This window comes from Paractinoplanes pyxinae (assembly GCF_026626335.1).
Classification (GTDB): domain Bacteria; phylum Actinomycetota; class Actinomycetes; order Mycobacteriales; family Micromonosporaceae; genus Actinoplanes; species Actinoplanes pyxinae.
The window spans coordinates 471,965-494,908 of the sequence record NZ_JAPNTZ010000007.1; the positions used below are offsets into that span (position 1 = coordinate 471,965).

28 protein-coding genes are annotated in these 22,944 nt (G+C 69.6%); 20 read left to right on the forward strand and 8 right to left on the reverse strand.

What is annotated here, in order from left to right; translation table 11 throughout:
• The 8 genes from OWR29_RS22225 to OWR29_RS22260 are packed head-to-tail and all read left to right on the forward strand — an operon-like array spanning position 1 to position 7,486.
• The gene (locus tag OWR29_RS22225) at positions 1–882 is read left to right on the forward strand and encodes a branched-chain amino acid ABC transporter permease (protein ID WP_267564989.1); all 882 of its coding nucleotides are present in this window, start codon (positions 1–3) and stop codon (positions 880–882) included.
• Positions 879–1,886, forward strand: coding sequence for a branched-chain amino acid ABC transporter permease (locus OWR29_RS22230; protein WP_267564990.1), 1,008 nt, complete (start codon positions 879–881; stop codon positions 1,884–1,886). The genes OWR29_RS22225 and OWR29_RS22230 overlap by 4 nt, the downstream gene beginning before the upstream one ends.
• The gene (locus OWR29_RS22235) at positions 1,883–3,148 is read left to right on the forward strand and encodes an ABC transporter substrate-binding protein (protein WP_267564991.1); all 1,266 of its coding nucleotides are present in this window, start codon (positions 1,883–1,885) and stop codon (positions 3,146–3,148) included. Before OWR29_RS22230 ends, OWR29_RS22235 begins: the two co-directional genes overlap by 4 nt.
• A 46-nt stretch (positions 3,149–3,194) precedes the next feature.
• Positions 3,195–3,941, forward strand: a complete 747-nt coding sequence (locus tag OWR29_RS22240; RefSeq protein WP_267564992.1) for an SDR family oxidoreductase — start codon at positions 3,195–3,197, stop codon at positions 3,939–3,941.
• Positions 3,938–4,714 carry an SDR family oxidoreductase gene (locus OWR29_RS22245; RefSeq protein ID WP_267564993.1) on the forward strand — a complete coding sequence of 259 codons (777 nt, stop codon included), beginning with the start codon at positions 3,938–3,940 and terminating at the stop codon, positions 4,712–4,714. Before OWR29_RS22240 ends, OWR29_RS22245 begins: the two co-directional genes overlap by 4 nt.
• Entirely contained in the window at positions 4,711–5,706 is a 996-nt protein-coding gene (locus OWR29_RS22250; protein WP_267564994.1) for a phosphotransferase family protein, read from the forward strand. The genes OWR29_RS22245 and OWR29_RS22250 overlap by 4 nt, the downstream gene beginning before the upstream one ends.
• The gene (locus OWR29_RS22255) at positions 5,706–6,905 is read left to right on the forward strand and encodes an acyl-CoA dehydrogenase family protein (protein WP_267564995.1); all 1,200 of its coding nucleotides are present in this window, start codon (positions 5,706–5,708) and stop codon (positions 6,903–6,905) included. Before OWR29_RS22250 ends, OWR29_RS22255 begins: the two co-directional genes overlap by 1 nt.
• On the forward strand, positions 6,902–7,486 hold the full coding sequence (locus tag OWR29_RS22260) for a TetR/AcrR family transcriptional regulator (RefSeq protein WP_267564997.1): 585 nt from the start codon (positions 6,902–6,904) through the stop codon (positions 7,484–7,486). Before OWR29_RS22255 ends, OWR29_RS22260 begins: the two co-directional genes overlap by 4 nt.
• On the opposite strand, the gene OWR29_RS22265 is transcribed toward OWR29_RS22260, so the two are convergent.
• Positions 7,461–8,012, reverse strand: a complete 552-nt coding sequence (locus OWR29_RS22265) for a DUF6886 family protein (RefSeq protein WP_267564998.1) — start codon at positions 8,010–8,012, stop codon at positions 7,461–7,463. The genes OWR29_RS22260 and OWR29_RS22265 overlap by 26 nt on opposite strands.
• Positions 8,013–8,181: 169 nt before the next feature.
• Here OWR29_RS22265 and OWR29_RS22270 point away from each other — a divergent pair, with 169 nt between their 5' ends.
• Together OWR29_RS22270 and OWR29_RS22275 are read left to right on the forward strand one after the other, a co-directional pair.
• Positions 8,182–8,457 carry a hypothetical protein gene (locus OWR29_RS22270; RefSeq protein ID WP_267564999.1) on the forward strand — a complete coding sequence of 92 codons (276 nt, stop codon included), beginning with the start codon at positions 8,182–8,184 and terminating at the stop codon, positions 8,455–8,457.
• On the forward strand, positions 8,439–8,852 hold the full coding sequence (locus OWR29_RS22275; RefSeq protein ID WP_267565000.1) for a PIN domain-containing protein: 414 nt from the start codon (positions 8,439–8,441) through the stop codon (positions 8,850–8,852). The genes OWR29_RS22270 and OWR29_RS22275 overlap by 19 nt, the downstream gene beginning before the upstream one ends.
• Positions 8,853–8,857: 5 nt before the next feature.
• Here the strand turns inward: OWR29_RS22275 and OWR29_RS22280 are convergent, their stop codons facing one another.
• Both OWR29_RS22280 and OWR29_RS22285 read right to left on the reverse strand, forming a co-directional pair.
• Positions 8,858–9,310: a GNAT family N-acetyltransferase gene (locus OWR29_RS22280; protein WP_267565001.1), complete on the reverse strand. Its 453-nt coding sequence runs from the start codon at positions 9,308–9,310 to the stop codon at positions 8,858–8,860.
• Positions 9,307–9,783 (reverse strand): MarR family winged helix-turn-helix transcriptional regulator, encoded by a 477-nt coding sequence (locus OWR29_RS22285; protein WP_267565003.1) that lies wholly within the window; start codon positions 9,781–9,783, stop codon positions 9,307–9,309. The genes OWR29_RS22280 and OWR29_RS22285 overlap by 4 nt, the downstream gene beginning before the upstream one ends.
• A gap of 96 nt (positions 9,784–9,879) precedes the next feature.
• Here OWR29_RS22285 and OWR29_RS22290 point away from each other — a divergent pair, with 96 nt between their 5' ends.
• The 5 genes from OWR29_RS22290 to OWR29_RS22310 all read left to right on the forward strand — a co-directional run bounded on the left by OWR29_RS22290 (position 9,880) and on the right by OWR29_RS22310 (position 14,057).
• Entirely contained in the window at positions 9,880–10,443 is a 564-nt protein-coding gene (locus OWR29_RS22290) for an NADPH-dependent FMN reductase (protein WP_267565004.1), read from the forward strand.
• A 118-nt stretch (positions 10,444–10,561) separates the two neighbouring features.
• Positions 10,562–11,683 carry a G5 domain-containing protein gene (locus tag OWR29_RS22295; protein ID WP_267565005.1) on the forward strand — a complete coding sequence of 374 codons (1,122 nt, stop codon included), beginning with the start codon at positions 10,562–10,564 and terminating at the stop codon, positions 11,681–11,683.
• Positions 11,680–12,414, forward strand: coding sequence for a methyltransferase domain-containing protein (locus tag OWR29_RS22300; protein ID WP_267565006.1), 735 nt, complete (start codon positions 11,680–11,682; stop codon positions 12,412–12,414). Before OWR29_RS22295 ends, OWR29_RS22300 begins: the two co-directional genes overlap by 4 nt.
• Before the next feature lie 84 nt (positions 12,415–12,498).
• Positions 12,499–13,332: a nucleotidyltransferase domain-containing protein gene (locus OWR29_RS22305; RefSeq protein ID WP_267565007.1), complete on the forward strand. Its 834-nt coding sequence runs from the start codon at positions 12,499–12,501 to the stop codon at positions 13,330–13,332.
• On the forward strand, positions 13,329–14,057 hold the full coding sequence (locus tag OWR29_RS22310; RefSeq protein ID WP_267565008.1) for a Type 1 glutamine amidotransferase-like domain-containing protein: 729 nt from the start codon (positions 13,329–13,331) through the stop codon (positions 14,055–14,057). The genes OWR29_RS22305 and OWR29_RS22310 overlap by 4 nt, the downstream gene beginning before the upstream one ends.
• Here the strand turns inward: OWR29_RS22310 and OWR29_RS22315 are convergent.
• Both OWR29_RS22315 and OWR29_RS22320 read right to left on the reverse strand, forming a co-directional pair.
• The gene (locus tag OWR29_RS22315) at positions 14,054–14,416 is read right to left on the reverse strand and encodes a PH domain-containing protein (RefSeq protein ID WP_267565009.1); all 363 of its coding nucleotides are present in this window, start codon (positions 14,414–14,416) and stop codon (positions 14,054–14,056) included. The genes OWR29_RS22310 and OWR29_RS22315 overlap by 4 nt on opposite strands.
• Positions 14,417–14,432: 16 nt before the next feature.
• Positions 14,433–14,747: a 4a-hydroxytetrahydrobiopterin dehydratase gene (locus OWR29_RS22320; RefSeq protein WP_267565010.1), complete on the reverse strand. Its 315-nt coding sequence runs from the start codon at positions 14,745–14,747 to the stop codon at positions 14,433–14,435.
• A gap of 182 nt (positions 14,748–14,929) precedes the next feature.
• Between OWR29_RS22320 and OWR29_RS22325 the strand changes: the two genes are divergently transcribed.
• Positions 14,930–15,352: a (deoxy)nucleoside triphosphate pyrophosphohydrolase gene (locus tag OWR29_RS22325; RefSeq protein ID WP_267565011.1), complete on the forward strand. Its 423-nt coding sequence runs from the start codon at positions 14,930–14,932 to the stop codon at positions 15,350–15,352.
• Between the two features lies 1 nt (position 15,353).
• On the opposite strand, the gene OWR29_RS22330 is transcribed toward OWR29_RS22325, so the two are convergent.
• Positions 15,354–16,877, reverse strand: a complete 1,524-nt coding sequence (locus tag OWR29_RS22330) for a long-chain-fatty-acid--CoA ligase (RefSeq protein WP_267565012.1) — start codon at positions 16,875–16,877, stop codon at positions 15,354–15,356.
• Positions 16,874–18,046 carry an acyl-CoA dehydrogenase family protein gene (locus OWR29_RS22335; protein ID WP_267565013.1) on the reverse strand — a complete coding sequence of 391 codons (1,173 nt, stop codon included), beginning with the start codon at positions 18,044–18,046 and terminating at the stop codon, positions 16,874–16,876. The genes OWR29_RS22330 and OWR29_RS22335 overlap by 4 nt, the downstream gene beginning before the upstream one ends.
• 63 nt (positions 18,047–18,109) lie before the next feature.
• Between OWR29_RS22335 and OWR29_RS22340 the strand changes: the two genes are divergently transcribed.
• The 4 genes from OWR29_RS22340 to OWR29_RS22355 are packed head-to-tail and all read left to right on the forward strand — an operon-like array spanning position 18,110 to position 21,823.
• Positions 18,110–18,736 (forward strand): TetR/AcrR family transcriptional regulator C-terminal domain-containing protein, encoded by a 627-nt coding sequence (locus OWR29_RS22340; RefSeq protein ID WP_267565014.1) that lies wholly within the window; start codon positions 18,110–18,112, stop codon positions 18,734–18,736.
• The gene (locus OWR29_RS22345; RefSeq protein WP_267565015.1) at positions 18,736–20,133 is read left to right on the forward strand and encodes an aldehyde dehydrogenase family protein; all 1,398 of its coding nucleotides are present in this window, start codon (positions 18,736–18,738) and stop codon (positions 20,131–20,133) included. Before OWR29_RS22340 ends, OWR29_RS22345 begins: the two co-directional genes overlap by 1 nt.
• The gene (locus tag OWR29_RS22350) at positions 20,130–21,236 is read left to right on the forward strand and encodes an alcohol dehydrogenase catalytic domain-containing protein (RefSeq protein ID WP_267565016.1); all 1,107 of its coding nucleotides are present in this window, start codon (positions 20,130–20,132) and stop codon (positions 21,234–21,236) included. The genes OWR29_RS22345 and OWR29_RS22350 overlap by 4 nt, the downstream gene beginning before the upstream one ends.
• Positions 21,237–21,241: 5 nt before the next feature.
• On the forward strand, positions 21,242–21,823 hold the full coding sequence (locus tag OWR29_RS22355; protein WP_267565017.1) for a Uma2 family endonuclease: 582 nt from the start codon (positions 21,242–21,244) through the stop codon (positions 21,821–21,823).
• A gap of 17 nt (positions 21,824–21,840) precedes the next feature.
• On the opposite strand, the gene ychF is transcribed toward OWR29_RS22355, so the two are convergent.
• Positions 21,841–22,926 (reverse strand): redox-regulated ATPase YchF, encoded by a 1,086-nt coding sequence (ychF, locus tag OWR29_RS22360; RefSeq protein WP_267565018.1) that lies wholly within the window; start codon positions 22,924–22,926, stop codon positions 21,841–21,843.
• Between the last annotated feature and the right edge of the window lie 18 nt (positions 22,927–22,944).

Sequence of the window (22,944 nt, forward strand, 5' to 3'; positions counted from 1 at the left end):
ATGGACCGTTTCCTGTTCCTGACCTTCGACGGCCTCAGCCGGGGCGCCGTCTACGCGGCGTTCGCGCTGGCCCTGGTGCTGATCTGGCGGGCCACCCGGATAGTCAACTTCGCCCAGGGCGCGATGGCGGTGGCCACGGCGTACGTGGCCTATTCGGTGTCCGACGCGACCGGCTCGTACTGGCTCGGCTTCATCGTCGCGCTGGTCGCCGGACTACTTCTGGGCGCAGGCGTCGAGCGGGTCGTGATGCGCTTCGTCGACCACTCCTCGCCGCTCAACGGCGTGGTCGTCGCCCTCGGGCTCGTGCTGATCATCCAGGGCGTGCTCGGCATGATCTACGGCAACGAGTTCCGGCCGGCCACCGCCCCGTTCAGCCGGGACGCGTTCGAGATCGGCGGCGTCGCCCTGCTCTCGCGGTACGACCTGTTCGTCTTCGCCGCGGTGGGCGCGGTGGTCGTGCTTCTCACCCTTCTTTTCACCCGTACGCCGACCGGCCTGCGCATGCGGGCGGCGGCCTTCGCTCCCGACGTCTCGCGCCTGCTGGGGGTGCCGGTCGGCGGCATGCTCACGCTCGGCTGGGCCCTCGCCGCCGCGGTCGGCTCGCTGGCCGGGATGCTGGTCATCCCCACCGAACTGGGGCTGCACCCGACCGCCATGGACATCGTCTTCATCTCCGCGTTCACGGCGGCCGTGGTCGGCGGCCTCGACAGCCCGATCGGCTCGGTGCTCGGCGGCCTGATGGTGGGCCTGCTGCTCTCGTACATCAGCGGCTACCTCGGCGCCACGGTCGCTCCGATGGCCGTGCTGGCCCTGCTCGTGGTGGTTCTGCTGAGCCGTCCCGACGGCCTCTTCTCCCGACGAGCGAAAGCGAGGACAGCATGACGGTCGTCCGGGATCGGGTCACCACCAGGATCGCCTCGCCGCCGATGCGCCGGCGCCTCAGCCCGCTGCTGGTCGTCGTGGCCGGCGCCGCGATCGTCGTCGCCCTGACGTACACGCTGCCGCCGTTCCGTACCTACCAGCTGGCGACCGTCGGGGCGTACCTCTGCGTCACCGCCGGCCTCACCGTGCTCACCGGCCTCAATGGACAGCTGTCTCTGGGGCACGGCGCCTTGATGGCCACCGGCGCGTACACGCTGGCGCTCTGGCAGAACAAGTTCAACCTGCTCGCCGTCGGCATCGTCGTGGCCGTCCTGGTGACCACGGCCGTCGGCGCCGTCATCGGCCTGGCCGCCGCCCGGCTGCGCGGGCCCTATCTGGCCGGCCTCACCCTGGCCGTGGCGGTGGTCGTGCCCTCGATCACCAGCACGTTCGACGAGACGTTCAACAGCGACCAGGGCCTGTCGGTGATCCTCAACCCGCCGCCCGAGTCGCTGACCGTCGAGCAGTGGCAGGCCTGGCTCTGCTGGGGCGCCGCCCTGGTCACGGTGTTCGTGCTGGCCCTGCTCACCCGGGGCCGGTTCGGGCGCGACATGCGGGCCGTGCGTGACGACGAGACAGCAGCCCGTCTCGCCGGCATCAGCATCGCCCGCACCCAGGTCGCCGCGTTCGTGGTCTCGGCGGCCTGCGCCGGCCTCGGCGGCGCCCTGTTCGCGGTGATGGCCCAAAGCGTCTCGCCCGGCGCGTTCCCGCTCACCCTGTCGCTGTTCCTGCTGATGGCGATCGTCATCGGCGGCCTGGGCCGGCTCTCGGGCGCCCTGATCGGCGCGGTGCTGCTGGTGGCGCTGCCGGCGGTGGCCCACGAGATCGGCGAGGCGGCCGGCTCGCAGCGGCTCGAGGGCAACCTCGCGCTCACCTTCTTCGGCGTCGTTCTCGTCGTCGTCATGCTCGCCGCGCCGGGTGGGCTCGCTTCCCTGCGCCCCTTCAAGAAGAAAGGCCACCGATGAAACGCACCGCGACCGCTCTCACCGCCGCAGTGCTGCTGGCCGTCTCCGGCTGCAGCAACTCCGACGGCGGCGGCAGCAATAGCAGCGCCGACACCCCGGGCGTGACCGACACCGAGATCGTCGTCGGCACGCACATGCCCCTCACCGGCCCGGCCGCCGCCGGCTACTCCAAGATCGCCCCGGCCACCAAGGCCTACTTCGACTACGTGAACGCGAACGGCGGCGTGCACGGCCGCAAGATCACGTACAAGATCATGGACGACGGCTACAACCCGGCCAACACCCAGCAGGTCGTGCGTCAGCTGGTGCTGCAGGACAAGGTCTTCGCCATCCTCAACGGCCTGGGCACGCCCACGCACAGCGGCGTGCTCGACTTCCTCAAGACCAACCGGGTGCCCGACCTGTTCGTGGCCAGCGGCAGCCGCAGCTGGAACCAGCCCGACAAGTATCCGGGCACGTTCGGCTTCAACCCGGACTACACGGTCGAGGGCAAGATCCTGGCCACCCACGTGAAGACCGAGCACGCCGGCAAGAAGGTGTGCTTCCTGGGTCAGGACGACGACTTCGGGCGCGACAGCCTGGCCGGCATCGAGAAGGTGCTCGGCCCGGTGGCGGCCAAGCAGTCGTACGTGACCAGCAACCCGAACGTCGGCCCGCAGATGGGCGCGCTCAAGGCGGCCGGCTGCCAGGTGGTCATGCTCGCGACCGTGCCCGGGTTCACCGCGCTGTCGATCGGCACGGCAGCCAAGATCGGGTTCAAGCCGCAGTTCGTGGTGAGCAACGTCGGATCCGACCCGGCCACCCTGGCCAAGACGCTGGGAGCGGCCGCGCCGCTGCTGGAGGGGGTCGTGGCGGCCAACTACCTGCCGCTGGTCAACGACACCGCGAACCCGTGGATCCAGCTGTACACCAAGGTCAACAAGGAGTACAACGCCGGCGCCGAGATGGACAACAACGTGGTGTACGGAATGTCCGTGGCCTACCTGTTCGTCCAGTCGCTGCAGTCCGCGGGCAAGGACCTGACCCGCGACGGCATCATCGAGGCGGTCAAGAAGGGCGGCTTCACCGGGCCCGGCCTGGTGCCCGTCCGCTACTCGGCGACCGACCACTCCGGCTACGGCGGCGAGCAGCTCACCACCATCGAGGGCGGCCAGGCCAAGTGGCTCGGCAAGCCGTTCCGCACCGACGACGGCGACGGCGCGGTCGAGGTTTACGAGCAGGCGGCGGTGGCCCCGCCAGCGAACGGCATCCCCGCTGCCTAAGGTGGGCTGCGGGACTTGATTGATCGAATCTGACGAGGGAGCGGCGATGGCGGACCAAGTGGCGATCGTGACGGGAGCCAGCAGAGGGATCGGGTTCGCCATCGCGCAACGCTTCGTGGCCGACGGGTACAAGGTCTGCATCACCGGCCGGGACGCGGCCGCGCTCGACTCGGCCGCCAAGGACCTGGGCGGCGCCGACGTGGCGATCGGGGTGGCCGGCAAGGGCGACGACCCCGACCACCGGGCCGCGGTGGTCGACACCGTGCTCGGCCAGTTCGGCCCGGTCACCGCGCTGGTCAACAACATCGGCATCAACCCGGTCTACGGCCCGCTGGGCTCGATCGACCTGGGCGCGGCCCGCAAGATCTTCGAGGTGAACGTCCTCGGCACGCTCGGCTGGGTGCAGGAGGCCCTGCGCGGCGGGCTGGCCGAGGGCGGCGGCTCGATCGTCAACATCTCGTCGGTCTCGGGGGTGCGCCCGGCCCCCGGCATCGGCTTCTACGGCGTCACCAAAGCCGCTCTGATCCACCTCACCGAGGAACTGGCCGTCGAGCTGGCGCCCAAGGTGCGGGTCAACGCGGTCGCGCCGGCCGTGGTCAAGACGAAGTTCGCGTCCGCGCTGTTCGAGGGGCGCGAGGAACAGGTGTCGTCCGGCTATCCACTGGCCCGGCTCGGCGTCCCCGAGGACGTGGCGGGCGCGGTCGCGTTCCTGAGCTCGGCCGACGCGGGCTGGATCACCGGCCAGACCCTCGTCATCGACGGCGGCGTCACCCTGACCGGGAAGATGCAGTGAAGCGGGTCGTCGTCACCGGCGCCGGCGGCGGGATCGGCGCGGCGCTGGCCCGCCGGTTCGCGTCCGAGGGGGCCGAGGTCGTCGTCAATGACGTGAATCCGGCTGCGGCCGAGGCGGTGGCCAGCGAGATCGGCGGGCTGCCGGTGCCGGGCGACGCCGCCGACGAGGAAGACACGCGCCGCCTGATCGACACGGCCTGGGCCGAGCTGGGCGGCATCGACCTGTTCTGCGCCAACGCCGGCACTCTCACGGCGGGCGACGAGAGCACGCCCGACGACGTGTGGACGCGGGACTGGAACGTCAACGTGATGTCCCACGTCTACGTCACCCGCGCGCTGCTCCCCCGGTGGCTCGATTCCCACGAGCCCAAGCGCCTGGTCATGACGGTCAGCGCGGCCGGCCTGCTCACCCTGCTGGGCAGCGCGCCCTACGCGGTGACCAAGCATGCCGCCCTCGCGTACGCGGAATGGCTGCGCGCCACGTACCACCACCGCGGCATCACCGTCCAGGCGTTGTGCCCCCAGGGCGTACGCACCGACATGCTCACCCGGGGCAGCGCCCGCGGAAGCGCCAGCGCCGCCCTGCTGGCCGAGAGCGCACTCGAGCCCGACGTCGTCGCGGCCAAGGTGGGCGAGGCCCTGCAGGGCGACAGCTTCCTGATCCTGCCGCACGCCGAGGTGGCCGAGTTCTATCAGCTGCGGGCGGCCGAGACCGATCGCTGGCTCGGCGGCATGAACAAGATGCAGCGCGCGTTCGAGGGCGGCGCCCGGTGAAGGGCCTCGACCTCGAGCGCCTGCAGGCCTACCTGAAGAGCCCGCGCGAGCTGACCGGGCAGATGTTCGCCGGCGGTCGCTCGAATTTGACGTACGCCGTAACCGACGGCGAGCAACGCTGGGTGCTACGCCGTCCGCCGCTCGGCCACGTGCTGCCCACCGCCCACGACATGACCCGCGAGCACCGGGTGCTCGAAGCCCTGGCGAAAGCCGGCTTCCCCGCGCCGCGGCCGGTGCTGCTGTGCACCGACACCGAGGTCATCGGCGCGCCGTTCTATCTGATGGAACACGTCGACGGCACCATCTACCGCGACATCGCCAAGCTGCAGGCGCTCGGGCCCGACGCCATGCGCAGGCTCGCGCTGTCGCTCGTGGACACTCTGGCCGATCTGCACGCGCTCGACCCGGCGGCGATCGGGCTGGCCGGCTTCGGCCGTCCCGAGGGCTTCAACCAGCGCCAGGTCAACCGGTGGAAGAAGCAGCTCGACGCGTCGCGCAGCCGCGAGGTGGCCGGCATCGACGAGCTGCACGCCCGGCTCGCGGTCGACATCCCGGACGGCGGCCCGGGCACGGTGGTGCACGGCGACTTCCGCCTCGACAACGTGCTGATCGGCGAACAACTGCAGGTCAACGCCGTACTGGATTGGGAGATGTCGACGCTGGGCGACCCGCTCAGCGACGTCGCGCTGATGTTCATCTACGCCGATCTGCCGCTCAACGTCGGCGCCGACGGCAAGCTCACCGCGCCGCTGCGGGTGCCCGGGCACCCGAGCCTGGCCGAACTGGGCGCGCGCTACGCCGAGCGCAGCCGGCGCGACGTCAGCGATCTGCACTGGTACGTGGGATTCGCCGCATTCAAGCTCGCCGTCATTCTCGAGGGCGTGCACTACCGATACGTTCAGGGCCAGACCGTCGGCGAGGGTTTCGAGTCGATCGGGAAGATGGTCGGCCCACTGGTCATGCGCGGCCACGAGGCGCTGGAGGGACACTGATGGACTTCGGCTTCGACGATCGGACCGAGGACTACCGCAAGCGGCTTCTCGCCTTCATGGACGAGCACGTCTACCCGGCCGAGGCCTCGTTCCACAGCGATTCGTGGTCACCGCCGCCGCTGCTCGAGGATCTGAAGGCGGCCGCGAAGAGCGCCGGGCTGTGGAACCTGTTCCTGCCCGGTGAGCACGGCGCCGGCCTGACCAACCTGCAGTACGCGCCGCTGGCCGAGATCACCGGCCGCAGCCCGCACATCGCGCCGCCCGCCCTCAACTGCGCCGCGCCCGACACGGGCAACATGGAGGTGCTGGCCGAGTTCGGCAGCGACGAGCAGAAACGCGAGTGGCTGCAGCCGCTGCTGGACGGCACGATCCGCTCGGCCTTCGCGATGACCGAGCCGCAGGTCGCCTCGTCCGACGCGACGAACATCGGCACGCTGATCGAGCGCGACGGCGACGAGTACGTCATCACCGGCCGCAAGTTCTACATCACCGGCGCCATGAACCCGAACTGCCGCATCTTCATCGTGATGGGCAAGACCGACCCGTCGGCGGCGCGGCACGTCCAGCAGAGCATGGTGCTGGTCCCGCGAGAGACGCCGGGTGTGACGGTCAAGCGGGGCATGACGGTCTTCGGCTACACCGACGGCGACCACGGCGGCCACGCCGAAGTGCTTTTCGAGGGGGTACGCGTACCGGCCACGAATTTGATCGGTGAACAGGGCGGCGGCTTCGCCATCTCGCAGGCGCGCCTGGGCCCGGGCCGGATCCACCACTGCATGCGGCTGATCGGGATGGCCGAGCGCGCGCTCGAGCTCATGTGCACGCGGGCGCTGAGCCGCACGCCGTTCGGCAAGCCCCTGGCCGAGCAGGGCGTCGTGCAGGACTGGATCGCCGAGTCTCGCGTGCGCATCGAGCAGGCCCGGCTGCTCGTGCTGAAGGCGGCCTGGCTGATGGACACGGTCGGCAACAAGGGCGCCCACACCGAGATCCAGGCCATCAAGATCATCGTGCCCGCGACGGTCGAGTGGATCGTCGACAAGGCCATCCAGACCCACGGCGCCGCCGGCGTCGGGCAGGACACTCCCCTTGCGGCGTTGTGGGCGGCGGCCCGTACGCTGCGGCTGGCCGACGGACCGGACGAGGTGCACAAGCGCTCGCTGGCCCGGCGGGAGTTGAACCGTTACCGGAGTGCCTCGTGAGCCCAGCTCAGCAGCGCGTCGACGGGCGTACGGCCCGGTCCGAGCGCACCCGCAACGCCATCGTGGACGCCCAGCTGCAGCTGATCGGCGAGGGCGACCTGCGCCCGACGGCCGACCGCATCGCCAAGACGGCAGGCGTGTCGCTGCGCGCGTTGTGGAGCCACTTCGCCGACATGGAGGCGCTGTTCACCGCGAGCGGCAAGCGGGTCCTCGAGCTGCGCGACGCCTCGCACCGGCCGATCTCGCCCGAGCTGCCGCTGCCCGAGCGCATCGACGCCTACTGCCGCCAGCGGGCCCGCCTGCTCGAACAGATCGGCCCGACGGCCAAGGCGGCGGCCATCAAAGAGCCGTTCAGCGAGACGCTGCGCCGCTACCGCCGCATGCACGTCCAACGCGTACGGGACGAGCTGGCCACCCTGTTCGCGGCCGAGATCAACGGCAACGACGAGCTGCTGGACGCCCTCACCGCCGTGAGCATGTGGCCCACCTGGGCGACGTGGCGCGAAAACATGGACCTGTCGGTGACCGCAGCCCGGGCGACGCTTTCCCGGACCATCACCGCGCTGCTGGCCTCGGCTTAGCGTTGCGCAGGCGGATGCCGCTGAAGCCGAGAGTGCTCTCGACAACCTGATCCCAGAAGGGCCACAGGTTGTCGAGCACGCGCAGCTGGATGCCGGCCGCCTCGTGACAAGCCAACAGGTCGCCGACCTCTTCGGCCGGACCCAGCGGCTCGACCGGCTCGGTGGCGACCATCGCGTGCGGCTGCGAATCCGGCGAGGCGATCGGCCGGAACGGGGCCGCCGGGAGCCGGTAGGCGTACAGCCGGGCCGTCCGCAGCGCCTCCAGCCACCCGTACTCGATGGCATGCACCCGCACCCCGCTGCCCGCCCCGACGATGCGGTCGCGATCCACATCGGACGTGCGCCCGGTCACCCACGCCATCGCCCGCGGGCACTGCCGCGGAAACCAGTAGTCGGGCGCCCGGTCGCCATCGACGGCCCACACGTACGCCTCAGCCTCCCGCGACGTCGGCGCGACGTGCGGCACGAACCGGGCGATCGTCGGATCCTCACTGAAGTGCAGCACTTCGCCGGGCCGGGGACGCATCCCTCCGTTCTACCCGACTCAGCCGAACCGGGTCCGCTGCTCGGTGACAACCTCCCGGCTGACGTTGGCCACCACGCCTCACGTGAGCGGAACACCCTCCTCGATCATCCCGCCATTGCATCACCGCATGACCATGGCGGGTTTCCTACTCGTTTGACACACTTGGGTCATGGGTTACAGCATCGGGGAAGGGCCGGCGACACGGGTGAGCTTGTCGCTGCCGGAGGGAACCGCGGCGGCGATCCGGTCGCGGGTGGGCAAGCGGGAGTTCTCCGCCTTCATCGCCGAGTCCGTCGAGCGTGAGCTGCGCGGCCAGATCCTCGACGAATACCTGGCCGACTACGAGAGCCGGAAGGGGCCGGTCTCCGAGCAGGCCCGTCAGCAGGCACGGCAAGTTTTCGACGAGGTGTTCGCCGAGGAGGGCGAATGGCCCGCCGCCGGCTGAGCCACGAGGGAACCGTGGTCCTCGACTGCGAAGGCCTCTCGAAGTTGCTTGCCGACGACGAGCGGGTGGTGGCGCTGGTGGCCGAGGCACGCTCGCGCGGCATGGAGGTCGTGATCAGTGCTCTCACGATCATCGAGGCCGTCTACGCCCGCACGAACGAGTCTCGCCTGAACCGGGTGCTCTCCGGACTGCGCGTGATCCCGGTGGGCGACGAGGAGGCGCGGGCATCGTCGCGACTTCTGAGGGGCGCCCACCTGCACGGGCACAAGTACGCGATCGACGCGGCGGTGGCCGAGGCAGCGCTCCGGCAGCGCCGCCCTGTGGTCATGCTGACCAGCGACATCGACGACATGGCCAAGCTGTGTGGCGATCGCGTCCGGCTGGTGGCGGTGTGAACGGGCTAGAGCGTCCGCTCGTAGCAGAGCGAGATCTCTGAACCCACGTACGGGCCGTAGAGGGGGATCTGGCGGTAGCCCTCGCGCTCGTAGAAGCGGATGGCCTCGGGCTGGGCGGTTCCGGTTTCGAGGCGCAGGGTCGTCCAGCCGCGGGTCACGGCGGCCGACTCCAGGGCGCGCAGGATCGCCGTGGCGGCGCCGGTTCCGCGGGCGGCGGGGATCGCGTACATGCGCTTGATCTCGGCGCTGGTGGGGGTCAGGCGGCGGAGGGCGCCGCACGCCAGGGGTGTGCCGTCGGGGGCCGAGGCGATCAGGAACAGGTCGACGTCGGCGGCCGAGGGGGGCGGGCCGGGCTCGTGGTCGTCGCTGCCGTAGCGGGCGTCCAGTTCGGCTCGCTGGGCGGCGCGCAGGGCGACGCCGGCCGGGTCGTCCCACGCGCGTACCTCGATGGTCGTCATCGCAGGTCCGCGTCGGTGGCCATTTTGTTCAGGGCAGCGGCCAGGTCTTCGAGGTCGAGGGCGCCCAGGTGGTCGAAGATGTGGCGGCGGACGCTGGCCAGGTGAGTGGGCCAGGCCTCGCGCAGGCGGGCCAGGCCGCTCTCGGTCAGCACGGCGTTCCAGCCGCGGGCATCCTCGTCGCATTTGACGCGGTTCAGGTAGCCGAGGGACTCCAGTTTGGCGGCCAGCCGGGTCATGCCGCTGAGTGACATGTCACAGGATTGAGCAAGTTCGCTCATGCGCATGCGGCCGTGCGCAGACTCGGAGAGGTGCCGCAGAACGTTGTACTCGCTGGCCGTCATGCGTTGTTCGGCTTCCAGGTCAGCGTTCATCGCCCGGGGCAGCACGAGCAGGATCCGGCCGAGCGCCCGCATGACCGCCTCCTCCTGAGGGGAGAGCGGGACAGGCCCCGGATCGGGTGATGTGGCGGACATGACGTTGATCGTAGGCCCGCCCGGCAGGAATAGTTGCTTGACGTAGCAAGTTAGAGCGCGAGGACACACCGCAGCGCGAACTAAGGAAGAAAAACGATGACCAAGATCGGAATTATCCTCGGCAGCACCCGCCCCGGCCGCAACGGCGAAGCCGTGGCCAAGTGGGTCTTCGATGTCGCGTCCAAGCGCACCGACGCCGAGTTCGAGCTCGTCGACCTTCTCGACTACAACCTGCCCCACCTCGACGAGGCGATCCCGCCGTCGATGGGCCAGTACAGCCAGCCGCACACCATCGAGTGGGCCAAGAAGATCGACTCGTTCGACGGCTTCATCTTCGTGACCCCGGAGTACAACCACTCCACCTCGGGCGCGCTCAAGAACGCGATCGACTTCCTCTTCAAGGAGTGGAACAACAAGGCCGCCGGCTTCGTCGGCTACGGCTCGGTCGGTGGCGCCCGCGCCGTCGAGCACCTGCGCCTGATCGCCGGCGAGCTCATGCTGGCCGACGTGCGCGCCCAGGTGCTGCTGTCGCTCGCGACCGACTTCGAGAACTACAGCAAGTTCCTCCCCAGCGAGCGGCAGGAGCAGGCCCTTCACGCCGTGCTCGACCAGACCGTGACCTGGAGCAAGGCGCTCGAGACGGTCCGCCAGGCCGCCTGACAAGTTTCACGCGTACTTCAGACACGAGGCCTCGGATGCTTGCGTCCGGGGCCTCGCGCCGCACAATTCATGGGTGCAAAACCAGACAACTAGTGACTTAATGCAGCAACTGCTTGAGATGCCACGAAAGTCTTGGTGGGCCCGGCTGCCGTTCAGCGTACGGATCACGGCCGGCACCAGTGCGGTGCTCCTCGTGCTGGCCGCGGCCGTGGCCGGCATCGCCACGCTGACCAGGGACCGCCCGGCTGCCCCGCGCATCGTCACGGCGATCGGGCAGGCCGCTCCCCAGGCCGGCGACGAGATCCCGGCGCCGCCCCCGCTCGTTCCGGCGACACCCGGCCTCGACCCGGCGACCGGATTTTCCCGTACGACCGACCAGGCCGACCGGACGGGCGGGCGCCAGCCACGGCCCCCGGCCGGGGCGCCGGCCCAGGCCCACGCTCAGCCCGCGGTTCCGGGCCAGGCTCAGCATCCGGTTCCGGGGCAGGCCAAGCCCCCGGTACCGGGCCATGCCCCTCCCGTTCCGGCCAAGGCCCAGGCTCCGCACCGGGCCGCCACGACCACGACCGGGAAGGCTCCGACCAGAACGCCGGCGAAGCCCCCGGCGGCCCCGGACTCCCGGACCCCCGTGGCCGCGGGCCCGGTGATCACCACCCGCACCGACGTGGAGACCCGCGAGGTGCCCTTCCAGACGCGTTTCGTGCGCGACCCGTTCCTGCCGCGCGGCGCCCGCAAGATCACGGCGGCCGGCGTGCCCGGCGAGCAGACCCTGCGCTACCTCGTGACGCTGACCGACGGCCGGGAGACCGGCCGCAAGCTGCTGGGCACCACCGTCACCCGCGACCCGCAGCAACGTGTGATCACTTTCGGCACCGCCCGCGACTTCGACGACGACTTGGACGACGACGGCGGACACCGCGACCGGTGTGGCCACAGGCTCCGCTTCTGCGTGCCGATGGGGCGCCAGACGCGGTCTTACTGCCCGGACGACCGCGACGAGCTGACCATCGACCTGCCCGGCCTCGACGTGCTGGACGGCAACCTGACGCGAGACGTGCTGCGTGGCGAGCTGCCGCAAGACGTGCTGGACGGCGAGCTGCCGCTGACCGGGCAGGGGGACGACGAGCTGCCGTTGGCCGGGCGGGGAGACGACGAGCTGCCGCTGGCCGGGCGGGTGGACGGCGAGCTGCCGCAAATGGATTGCGCCGCGGAGCCGGAGATCTCCAAACTGCGGCGGTGAAGGACTTCGACGCTCTGCTCGACGAGGCGGCCGCCGTCCCGCTCGAGGGCTGGGATTTCGCGTGGTTCGCGGGCCGCGCCACCGAGCAGCGGCCCTCGTGGGGATACGCCGGCCTGGTGGCCGATCGGCTCACCCGCTCCGAGGCCGCGCTCGACCTGCAGACCGGCGGCGGTGAGGTCTACGCGTACGCGATAGCGAGATCCGCCGCCAACGGGCAGCACGTCGCCACGGAGGCCTGGCCGCCGAACGTCCCGGTGGCCAAGGCCAATGTCGGGCAGGTGGTCGCCACCGACGGCCTGCCGTTCCGGGACGGCGCCTTCGACCTGGTGGTGAGCCGCCACCCGGTCACCACCGACTGGCCCGAAATCGCCCGGGTGCTCAGGCAGGGAGGGGTCTTCCTGTCCCAGCAGATCGGCGCCGGCAGCAATCGCGAGCTGTCCGAGGCCATGCTGGGCCCGCTCCCCGCGCCGACCCGGCAGCATCCGGAGCAGATCGCGGCGGCGGCCGAGGCGGCCGGCTTCGAGGTCCTTCAGGTACGCGGGGAACGCCTGCGAGCCGAGTTCTACGACATCGCCGCGGTGGCGCACTTCCTGCGCAAGGTGGTCTGGACGGTCCCGGAGTTCACCATCGAGAAGTACCGGGAGCAGTTGCGAGCCGTCCACGACCGGATCAACGTGGAGGGCATGTTCGTCTCGCACGCCACCCGGGTCCTGATCGAGGCGCGGCGATGACCCTGAGCGACGCCCGGCCGACCGAAGACGAGGCACGGCGATGACGTTGAGCGACGCCCGGCCGGCCGAAGAGGGGGCGCGGCGATGACGCTGAGCGACGCCCGGCTGGCCGGGATCGCCGCCGAGGTCGTGCGGGTGCCCGGGGTCGTCGGCGTCGTGCTGGGCGGCAGCCGGGCTCGCGGCACGCACACGCCCGAGTCGGACACCGACCTCGGCATCTACTACCGCGCTCCCCTCGACGTCGACCGCCTCGGGGCGGTGGCCCGTTCCCTGAGCGGCCCCACGGCGCAGGTCACCGAGCCCGGCGGCTGGGGGCCGTGGGTCGACGGCGGGGGGTGGCTCAAGGTGGACGGCGGGGCGCTCGACTTCATCTATCGAGACCTCGATCGCGTACGCACGGTGTGCACCGACGTCGGGCAGGGCCGCTACGAGTTCCACCAGCAGGGCGGCCACCCACTCGGGTTCGCCGATCACGCGTACGCGGGGGAATTGGCTGTGGGAAAGATTTTGAGCGACCCCACCGGCGAGCTGGCCCGCCTGCGGAGCAGCCTGCAGCCCTACCCGCCGGCGCTGTCCCAGGCCTTGATCGCGGGACTGTGGGAGGCCGACTTCCTGGTCGCGATCGCGCGCAAGGGGCTGCCCCGGGCCGACACCGCCTTTGTCGCCGGCTGCCTGTTCCGGCTGGTCGGCGTGTGCGCGCACGCCCTGCACGGCGCGGCCGGACGGTGGCTGATCAACGAGAAGGGCGCCGTGGCCGCGACCGCCGCCCTGCCCGGCGCCCCGGAACGTTTCGCCGAGCGGGTCGACCAGGCCTTCGCCGCGCTGGAGGGCGATCCGCTGCGCCTGCGCCTGGCCATCGACATCGCGGCCGACCTCGCGCTCGACACCACCGACGCGTGCACCATGATGGTGCGGTGACCGCCGACGAGCCCACCATCCTGGCCACCAGCGCGTTCTTCGAGGTCGGCCGGTTCGGCGATTTCGCCTGGCGCCCGGGCCGCATCCACCGGTTCGCGGCCGAACTGGCCCAGGCCACCCGGCCCCGCATCTGCTTCCTGACCCAGGCCAGCGGCGACCCGGCCGCCACCATCGGCGCGCACTACGCCGCGTTCGCCGGCACCGAGTTCGTGGCCTCGCACCTGCAGCTGTTCCCGATGCCGAACGTGGCCGACATCCGCGCCCATCTGCTCGACCAGGACATCATCTGGGTGCACGGGGGCAGCGTGGCCAACCTGTGCGCGGTGTGGCGGGTGCACGGCGTCGACGAGATTCTGCACGAGGCCTGGCAGTCGGGGATCGTGCTGGGCGGCGTCTCGGCCGGTTCGATCTGCTGGCACCAGGGCGGCAGCACCGACAGCTTCGGGCCCGAGCTGCGCGGCTTCACCGACGGTCTGGGCTGGCTGCCGTACTCGAACGGCGTGCACTACGACGCCGAGGAGCAGCGGCGGCCCAAGATGCACGAGCTGATCGCCGACGGCACGCTGGGCGACGGCTACGCCACCGACGACGGCGCCGGGCTGGTCTATCGCGGCACCACGCTGAGCGAGGTGGTGGCCGACCGGCCCGGCCCGCTGGGCTACGAGCTCAACCGGGCCGCGGACGGCTCGGTGACCGAGACGCCGCTGCCCACCAGGGTGCTCTAGCTGGCGTAGTGCAGGATCACGTTGTGCACGTGGTGGGTCTTCTCGGAGCCGCGGAACTCGACCTCGTAGATGTGCTGGCCGACGGTGATCGCGATGGTGCCGGTGGAGAAGAACTGACCGGCCCAGCTCTTGTTGCTCACGACGCTGACGCTGCTGACCTTCGAGTACGGGATGCTCGTGATCGCGACGCGCTTCCCGACGAACGACTTGTCCTGGATGATGATGCGCCGGTTGGTCAGCCCGATGAAGCCGGTGCCGGCCCCCACCGCGTCGTACACGGCGATGATCTGCTCACCGTCCAGCAGGCCGCTCTCGATCTGCTGGAGCTGGCCCTTGCTGTCGTAAATCACTTCGCTCATGTCGCGAGGGTAGCGATCAAGGGCTATGCGGAGCGGTGACCGTGCGGTAGAAATCCTCGATCCGGGCCGCGAGGGCGACCTCACCGTCGGTGAGCGTCTCGCCGTCGCGATCGCCCAGACAGATCTGAGTGTGACCGTCGGTTCGCCGAATGCTGGGGCGTATGCGCAGAGTGTCCGCCGCCACCTTGATTCGTTCGGTCAATGCGGCATGCTGACTGTCGTCGCATGCCAGCTCACGCTTGAGCTGGACGCCGTCCTGCGTCCAACCGCTCAGCAGCGTCAGAGCATCGCTGAGGTAGTCGGAGCGCACCCGTTGTTTTCTGACCCGCATCGCCGCACCCCCTAGGCGTCGTTGCCGGCTTGTGGCCAAACTGTCGCCGTGTCGTCATGGTCGGTGCCACAAGTGTTGCCTCCCGCGACAATCATGTCCACGCCCACATATCCGTGTTTGCGTGACGATCAGGACGCCTCGGGCAACCTGAACGGTAAACTGTTGTGGGAAGCTCTTGTTTCATGCCGCCGAAACAGCACGTCAGGGACACGAAGTCACGCAAAGTAATCGTTGCCGCAGTGATCATCACTGATGGGCGCGTTCTGGCGTGCGAGCGGTCCGCACCGGCCGAGGTCGCCGGCCGATGGGAGTTTCCCGGCGGAAAGGTCGAACCAGGCGAAACCGACGAAGAGGCGTTAGCCCGCGAGTGCGCCGAGGAACTGGGCGTACGCGTCGAGGTCGGCGACCGGGTCGGGCCGGACGTCTCACTGGCGCACGGCCGGGCTGTGCTGCGGGTCTTCGCCGTACGCCTGCTGGAGGGCGACGTGCCGCGGGCGCTGGAGCACTCGTCCATGCGCTGGCTCGCCAAGGACGAGCTGGACAGCGTGCACTGGCTGCCCGCGGACAAACCGATCGTCGCCGAGCTCCCGGCCCTGCTGGGCTGACTTAAGACCCGTACGTCTTGCGCAGTTCCCGCTTGAGCACCTTGAAGCTCGGCCCGAGCGGGAGCTGCTCGGCGAACCGGATCTGCCGCGGATATTTGTGCTTGCCGAGCTTCTCGCGCGACCACTCGATCAGTTCCTCGGCCGTGATGCCGCCCGGGTCGGCCACCACCACCGCGCAGATCTCCTCGCCGTGCACCGGGTCGGGCACGCCGATCACCGCCACCTGCTGCACGGCCGGGTGACGGGCCAGCGCTTCCTCCACCTCACGCGGATAGACATTGAAGCCACCCCGGATGACCAGGTCTTTCTTCCGGTCGACGATCGTGATGAAGCCCGCCTCGTCCTTGGTGCCCAGGTCACCCGTACGGAACCAGCCGTCGACCACCGCCTCGGCCGTCGCCGACGGATTGTTCAGGTAGCCGGCGAAGACGTTGTGGCCGCGGATGACGATCTCCCCCAGCTCACCGGTCTCCATCAGCTCGATCCGCTCGTCGATCTCGGGCCGGGCGATCTCGACCTCGACACCCCAGATCGGGTGGCCGATGGTGCCCGGCTTCGTGCCGAACGCGGGCTGGTTGGTGGTCGCCGTGGGCGACGTCTCCGAGAGGCCGTAGCCCTCGTAGATCGTCGCGTGGAAGACCTCGTTGAACTTCTCTAGCACGGCCACCGGCAGCGACGCCCCGCCGGAGACGCAGAGCCGCAGGTCGGGCAGCTTGTCGGCCTTGCCCGCGGCCTCGAGCAGGCCGATGTACATGGTCGGCACGCCGTGGAAAATGGTGACGTTTTCGCGGACCATGAGCTGGATCGCGGCCTCGCCGGTGAAGCGGGCCATCAGCACGATCGTTCCGCCCAGCCGGAACGTGCCGTTCATGCCCACGGTCTGGCCGAACGTGTGGAACAGCGGCAGGCAGCCCATCACGATGTCGTCGTCGTTCAGGTCGTGGATGTCGAAGACGTTGACCATCGTGTTCATCACGAGGTTGAGGTGGGTGAGCAGCGCGCCCTTGGGTTTGCCGGTGGTGCCGCTCGTATAGAAGACGACGGCCACGTCCTCGGCTTCGCGGCTTTCGTACGTTCGTAGTGGCTTGCCCTCTGCCTCCTCCAGCCGCGCGACTCCGGGGACGGCCGGGCCGACCGAGACGACCGGGATGTCGGCCACCTTGGCCGCAGCCACGGCGTTCTCGAGCTGACTGGAGTGGGCGACGAGCAGCTTCGCGCCGCTGTCCTTCAGGACGTACGCGTTCTCCTCGGGCGTGAGGAGGAGGTGCATCGGCACGATCGTGGCGCCGGCCGCGAGTACGGCGTAATAGACCCGGGGGAAGTCGGCCAGGTTGGGGATCTGGACGGCGACCACGTCACCCGGTCCGATGCCTTGGGCTTTGAGGCCCCCGGCGTACGCAAGCGTTTGTTGCCACAGGTCTTTGTAGGTGATGCGCTCGGTGGTGAGGCTGTCGATCACGGCGATCTTGTCGGGATACTTGCGAGCCGACTCGGCCAGAACGGTGGCGAGCGACAACTGCGTCATGCCAGGTGACCTCCGATCTTGGTGTACCCGCGGAGCAGGTCGCGGGAGATGATCAGACGCTGCATCTCATCGGTACCTTCATAGATACGCATGAGTCGCACCTGGCGGTACCACCGTTCGATCGGAAGCTCGCGGGTGTAGCCCATTCCGCCGTGAATCTGCATGACCCGGTCGACCACGTTGTTGACCATCTGGGCGCCGTACAGCTTGGCCATCGACGACGCGTGCCGCGGGTCCTCGCCCTGGTCGACGGTCCAGGCCGCGCGCAGGATGAGCCAGCGGGCCGCCTCGAGCTCGACCTCGGAATCGGCGATCATCCACTGGATGGCCTGGTTCTCACCGATCTTCCGGCCGAATGTCTCGCGCGTGTTGGCGTACTCGATGGCCATGCCCAAGGACCGCTCGGCGATGCCCAGGGCGTTGGACGGGATGAGGTAACGGCCCTTGCCGATCCACTTCATGCCCAGCTCGAAGCCTTGGCCGATCTCGCCCAGGATGTTGCGCGCGGGAACTCGTACGTCGTCGAAAATGAGCGACGCCGGGCCGCCCTCGCCCATGGTCTGGATGAACTCGGAGCGCCAGCCCATCTCGCGGTCGACCAGGAAGGCCGTGGTGCCGCCGCCGCGCACGCCCTTCTCCTTGTCGGTCACCGCGACCACGATCACGAAGTCGGCGTCGTTGCCGTTCGTGATGAAGGTCTTCTCGCCGTTGAGGATCCAGTCGTCGCCGTCCTGGCGGGCGCTGAGCTTGATGTTCGCCGCGTCGGAGCCGGCGCCGGGCTCGGTGATCGCGAAGCACGAGATCCGGTCGCCCTCGATGGTGGGGATCAGGAACTCCTGCTTCTGCTGCTCATTGGCGTAGTACAGGATGTTGTCGGCCTCGCCGCCGAACTTGAACTGCACGAAGGTGCGGCCCACCTCGGTCCAGATCAGCGACTGCAGCACGGCCGGCAGGTCCATGCCGCCGTACTCCTCCGGTGTGGACAGACCCCAGAAGCCGAACTTCTTGGCCTTCTGTTGCAGCTCGCGCAGTTCGCTGCGATCCAGGCCGGGCTCGTGGCGGCGCTCGCGCAGCAGCGCCTCTTGTTCGAGCGGCATGACCTCGCGAGTGATGAACTGGCGGGCGGTGTCGCGAATCGCGCGTTCCTCGTCGGTGAGCGAGAAGTCCATGTCTCGTAAACTAGCGGTGTAAGTTTTAGCGCGTCCAGTGCAGATTTTTCCGGGGGGTTATCGATGGCGCGGCCTCGGCAGGTTCTGCTGACCAGGGAGAAGATCGTCGAAGTGGCGTCTGCCCTGGTCGATGCCGAAGGGCTGGACGCGCTCTCGGTGCGGCGGCTGGCCACGGAACTGGGCGTCCAGGGGCCTTCGCTCTACAACCACTTCCCCACTAAAGCCGACATTTTGGACGCGGTGGCCGACTCGGTGATCGCGCATGTCGATTTGTCGGCCTTCGGCAGTGCGCCGTGGGACGAGGCGCTGCGGCGATGGGCCCACTCCTACCGACGGGTCCTCAGCGAACACCCGAACGTCGTCCCCGTACTGGCTCAGGGGCCCGGCCGGCGGCCGGCGTCGCTGGCGATGGCCGAGGCCGTGTACGGCGCGCTGGTGGACGCCGGATTCTCGTACGCCCGCGCCACCCATGTCGGCGCGCTGATGCGCTACCTGGTCACGGGCTCGTCGCTCGGGTCGTTCGCGCTCGGCTTCGACGTCGATCCCGATCTCTACGAACGTTATCCACACCTTCGGCACGCACCCCGTCTGGCGGAGCATCATGAAGCCGTGGACGAGGGCGCGTTCGAACTCGGACTGGACCTGCTGATCACCGGCCTGACGGCCCGATACGAGATGGGGACCCGCTGATGACATCGTTCGACCGGCCGCACCTCTACATCGGCGGGGAGTGGGTTCCGCCCGCCTCCACCGAGACCATCGCGGTGGAAAATCCCGCCACCGAAGAGGTGCTGGGCCACGTGCCGGCGGGCACCGCGGCCGACGTCGATCGCGCGGTCGCCGCGGCCCGGGCCGCCTTCCCGGGCTGGGCTGCCTCTTCCTCCCGGGCCGAAGTGCTCGATCGGCTGCACGCCTCCCTTTCCTCGCGTGCCGCCAAGATCGCCGAGACGGTCGGGCTCGAACTGGGCGCGCCCCTGAAGATCGCCAAGGCGGTCCAGGCCGGTCTGCCGCTTGCGGTCCTTCGTTCGTACGCCGATCTGGCCGCTCGACCGGTGTCGGAGCGCACCATCGGCAACTCCCTGATCGAACACGAGCCGATCGGCGTCGTCGGGGCGATCACCCCGTGGAACTACCCGCTGCATCAGGTGGTGGCCAAGGTCGCGGCCGCCCTTGCCGCGGGCTGCACGGTCGTGCTCAAGCCGAGCGAGCTCACCCCGCTCGTCGCGTTCCTGCTGGTCGACGCGGCCGACGAGGCCGGCGTCCCGGCCGGCGTGCTCAACGTGGTGACCGGCACCGGCCCGGTGGTCGGGGCCGCGATCGCCGGGCACCCCGACGTCGACATGGTCTCGTTCACCGGCTCGACGGCCACCGGCCGGGCCATCACCCACGCCGCGGCCGACCGCATCGCCAAGGTCGCGCTCGAGCTGGGCGGCAAGTCGGCCAACATCATCCTCGAGGACGCCGACGTGACCCGGGCCGTGAAGGTGGGCGTGGGCAACGCGTTCCTCAACTCGGGCCAGACGTGCACCGCCTGGACTCGTATGTTGGTGCACCGCAGCCACTACGACGAGGCGGTCGCACTGGCCGCCAAGACGGCCGACGGCTACACGGTCGGCGATCCTTTCGACGAGAACACCCGGCTCGGCCCGCTGGTCTCGAAGGCTCAGCGTGACCGCGTGCTCGGCTTCGTCGAGCGGGCCACCGCCCGGCGGGTGACCGGCGATCCCTCGCTTCCGGCGAAGGGACACTTCGTGGCGCCGACCGTGTTCGCCGACGTCGACCCGGCCAGCGAACTCGCCCAGGAAGAGATCTTCGGGCCGGTGCTGTCGATCATCCCGTTCGCGTCCGACGACGAGGCGGTCGCGATCGCCAACAACTCGAAGTACGGCCTGGCCGGCGGCGTCTGGGGGTCCGACGAGCGGGCGCTCGCGGTGGCCCGGCGGCTGCGCACGGGCCAGGTCGACGTCAACGGCGGCTCGTTCAACCCGGTCGCGCCGTTCGGCGGCTACAAGCAGTCCGGTGTGGGCCGCGAACTGGGCGAGTTCGGCCTGTCCGAGTTCCAGCAAGTGAAGGCGATCCAGCGATGACGGCCTACTACAACGGTTTGGTGCTCCAGTCGGCCGGCGCCCGGCCCTCAGTCGCCGAGCTCCGCCGGCCCGAGGTGGGGCCGGGCCAGGTACGGGTCGCGGTGCGCGCGGCCGGGGTGTGCCACTCCGATCTGTCCATGGTGAACGGCACCATCCGCCCGTCGTACCCGCTGGTGCTGGGTCACGAGGCGGCCGGCGAGGTGGTCGAGGTCGGCGCCAACGTGACCCGGGCCGCCGTGGGCGATCGCGTGGTGCTCAACTGGCAGCCGGCCTGCCGCACCTGCTGGTTCTGCGAGAACGGCGAACCGTGGCTGTGCTCGACGTCGTCCGGCGTGGCCTCGCTCGAGAACGGCGTGACCCTCGACGACGAGCCGGTGCACGTGGCGCTCGGCCTGGGCGCCTTCGCCGAGCAGGTGGTCGCGCCCGAGAACGCCGTGATCAAGGTGCCGTCGGCCCTCGAGTTCGAGGTGGCGGCCCTGCTCAGCTGCGGCGTGCTGACCGGGGCGGGCGCCGTGCGCAACACGGCCCGGGTCCGCTCCGGCGAGTCGGTCGTGGTGATCGGCCTGGGCGGCGTCGGCCTGTCCGTGGTCGCGGCAGCCCGGGCCGCCGGCGCGTCGGACGTGATCGCAGTCGACGTCTCCGAGGCCAAGAAGGGCCTGGCCGAGGCGGCCGGCGCCACCGACTTCGTGGTCTCGTCGGACGCGCTGTCGAAAGAGATCCGCACCCGCACCTCGGGCCGCGGCGCCGACCACGCCTTCGAGTGCGTCGGCCGCGCCGCCACCATCCGAGCCGCCTGGCGAGCCACCCGCCGCGGCGGCCAGGTCACGGTCGTCGGCATGGGCTCGAACGACGACCTGGTGCAACTGTCCGCCCTGGACATCTTCTCGTCCGCACGAACCCTGCGTTCCTCGGTCTACGGCTCAGCCGACCCCGACCTGGAGATCCCCCGCCTGGCCGAAGACGTCCTCACGGGCCGCCTGTCCCTGAACCACCTCATCACCAACCGCATCACCCTGGCCGAAGTCCCCGACGCCTTCGACCAGATGTCCCGAGGCGAGGGCGCCCGCTCCGTCGTCACGATCGGTCAGGCGTTGCTACCGTGACAGCTATGACCGCGGTGCCCGAGTGGATGCATCCGCCCCGCCCGGAGGGCTGGTTCGCCGACGATCTCGACCACCTGCCCGAAGCGCCACGTCATACCGAATTGATCGATGGAGCGCTCGTCTTCATGATGTCCCCCCAGCGCTCCTGGCATGCCCGGATCGTCACGGCCTTGGTGGTTGCCCTCGCCGAGCAAGCGCCGCCCGGTATCGAGATCGAGCGCGAGATGACCATCAGGCTCGACAATCGGAACCGTCCGGAATCCGATCTTCTGGCGACGACGGCGCTTTACGAGCCGGATCGAACCTTTTTCACGCCCGACCAGGTGCTGCTAGTTGTCGAGGTCGTCTCGCCGGAGTCAGCCCACCGCGACCGCACAGTCAAGCTGCGCAAATACGCGGAAGCCGGTATCCCGAGCTACTGGCGCGTCGAGGATGAGGACGAGGTGCCAGTCGTTCACGCATACGAACTCGACGAACCAACCCGTTCGTACGCGCCGACCGGCATCCACCGGAACGGGCTAAGCACCGGTGTGCCGTTCCCGATCGAACTTGACCTCAGAAAGTTGGTGCCCGGCCGCAATGGCTGAGCTGGGCCCCGACGCGGTCAGACGTTGAAGCGGAACTCGACGACGTCGCCGTCTTTCATGATGTAGTCCTTGCCCTCCATGCGGACCTTGCCGGCGGCCTTGGCCGCCGCCATGGAGCCGGCGGTCATCAGGTCGTCGAAGCTGACGATCTCGGCCTTGATGAAGCCGCGCTGGAAGTCGCTGTGGATGACGCCGGCCGCCTCGGGGGCCGTCGCGCCGACCGGGATGACCCAGGCCCGTGCTTCCTTGGGGCCGGCCGTCAGGTAGGTCTGCAGGCCCAGCGTGTTGAAGCCGACCCGGATCAGCTGGTCGAGGCCGGGCTCGGTCTGGCCGGTGGACTCGAGCAGTTCCTGCGCCTCGTCCGGCGGCAGGTCGATCAGCTCGGACTCGATCTTCGCGTCCATGAACACGGCCTCGGCCGGGGCGACCAGGGCGCGCAGCTCGTCGAGGAACGCGGCGTTGTTCAGCTCGGCCTCGTCGACGTTGAAGACGTACAGGAAAGGTTTGGTCGTCAGCAGGTGCAGCTCGCCCAGCAGGTCGACGTCGATGCCCGCCGCCTTGGCCCCGGAGTGCAGCGTGACGCCGTCGTTGAGCAGCTTGAACGCGGCCTCGGCGGCCGCCACCGCGGGGGCGCGGTCCTTCTTGAGCTTGGCCTCTTTCTGCAGGCGGGGCAGCGCCTTCTCGACCGTCTGCAGGTCGGCCAGGATGAGCTCGGTGTTGATCGTCTCGATGTCGTCGGCCGGTGAGACCTTGCCGTCGACGTGCAGCACGTTGGGGTCGCTGAAGGCGCGGACGACCTGGCAGATGGCCGAGGCGTCGCGGATGTTGGCGAGGAACGCGTTGCCGCGGCCCTGACCCTTGGACGCGCCGCGGACCAGGCCGGCGATGTCGACGAAGCTCACCGGAGCCGGAATGATCTTCTCGCTGTTGAACAGCGAGGCGAGTGCGGTCAGCCGCTCGTCGGGCAGCCCGACCACGCCGACGTTGGGCTCGATCGTCGCGAACGGGTAGTTCGCGGCGAGCACGTCGTTCTTGGTCAGGGCGTTGAACAGGGTGCTCTTGCCGACGTTGGGCAGGCCGACGATTCCGATGGTGAGGCTCACGGAACGCCAGTCTACGCA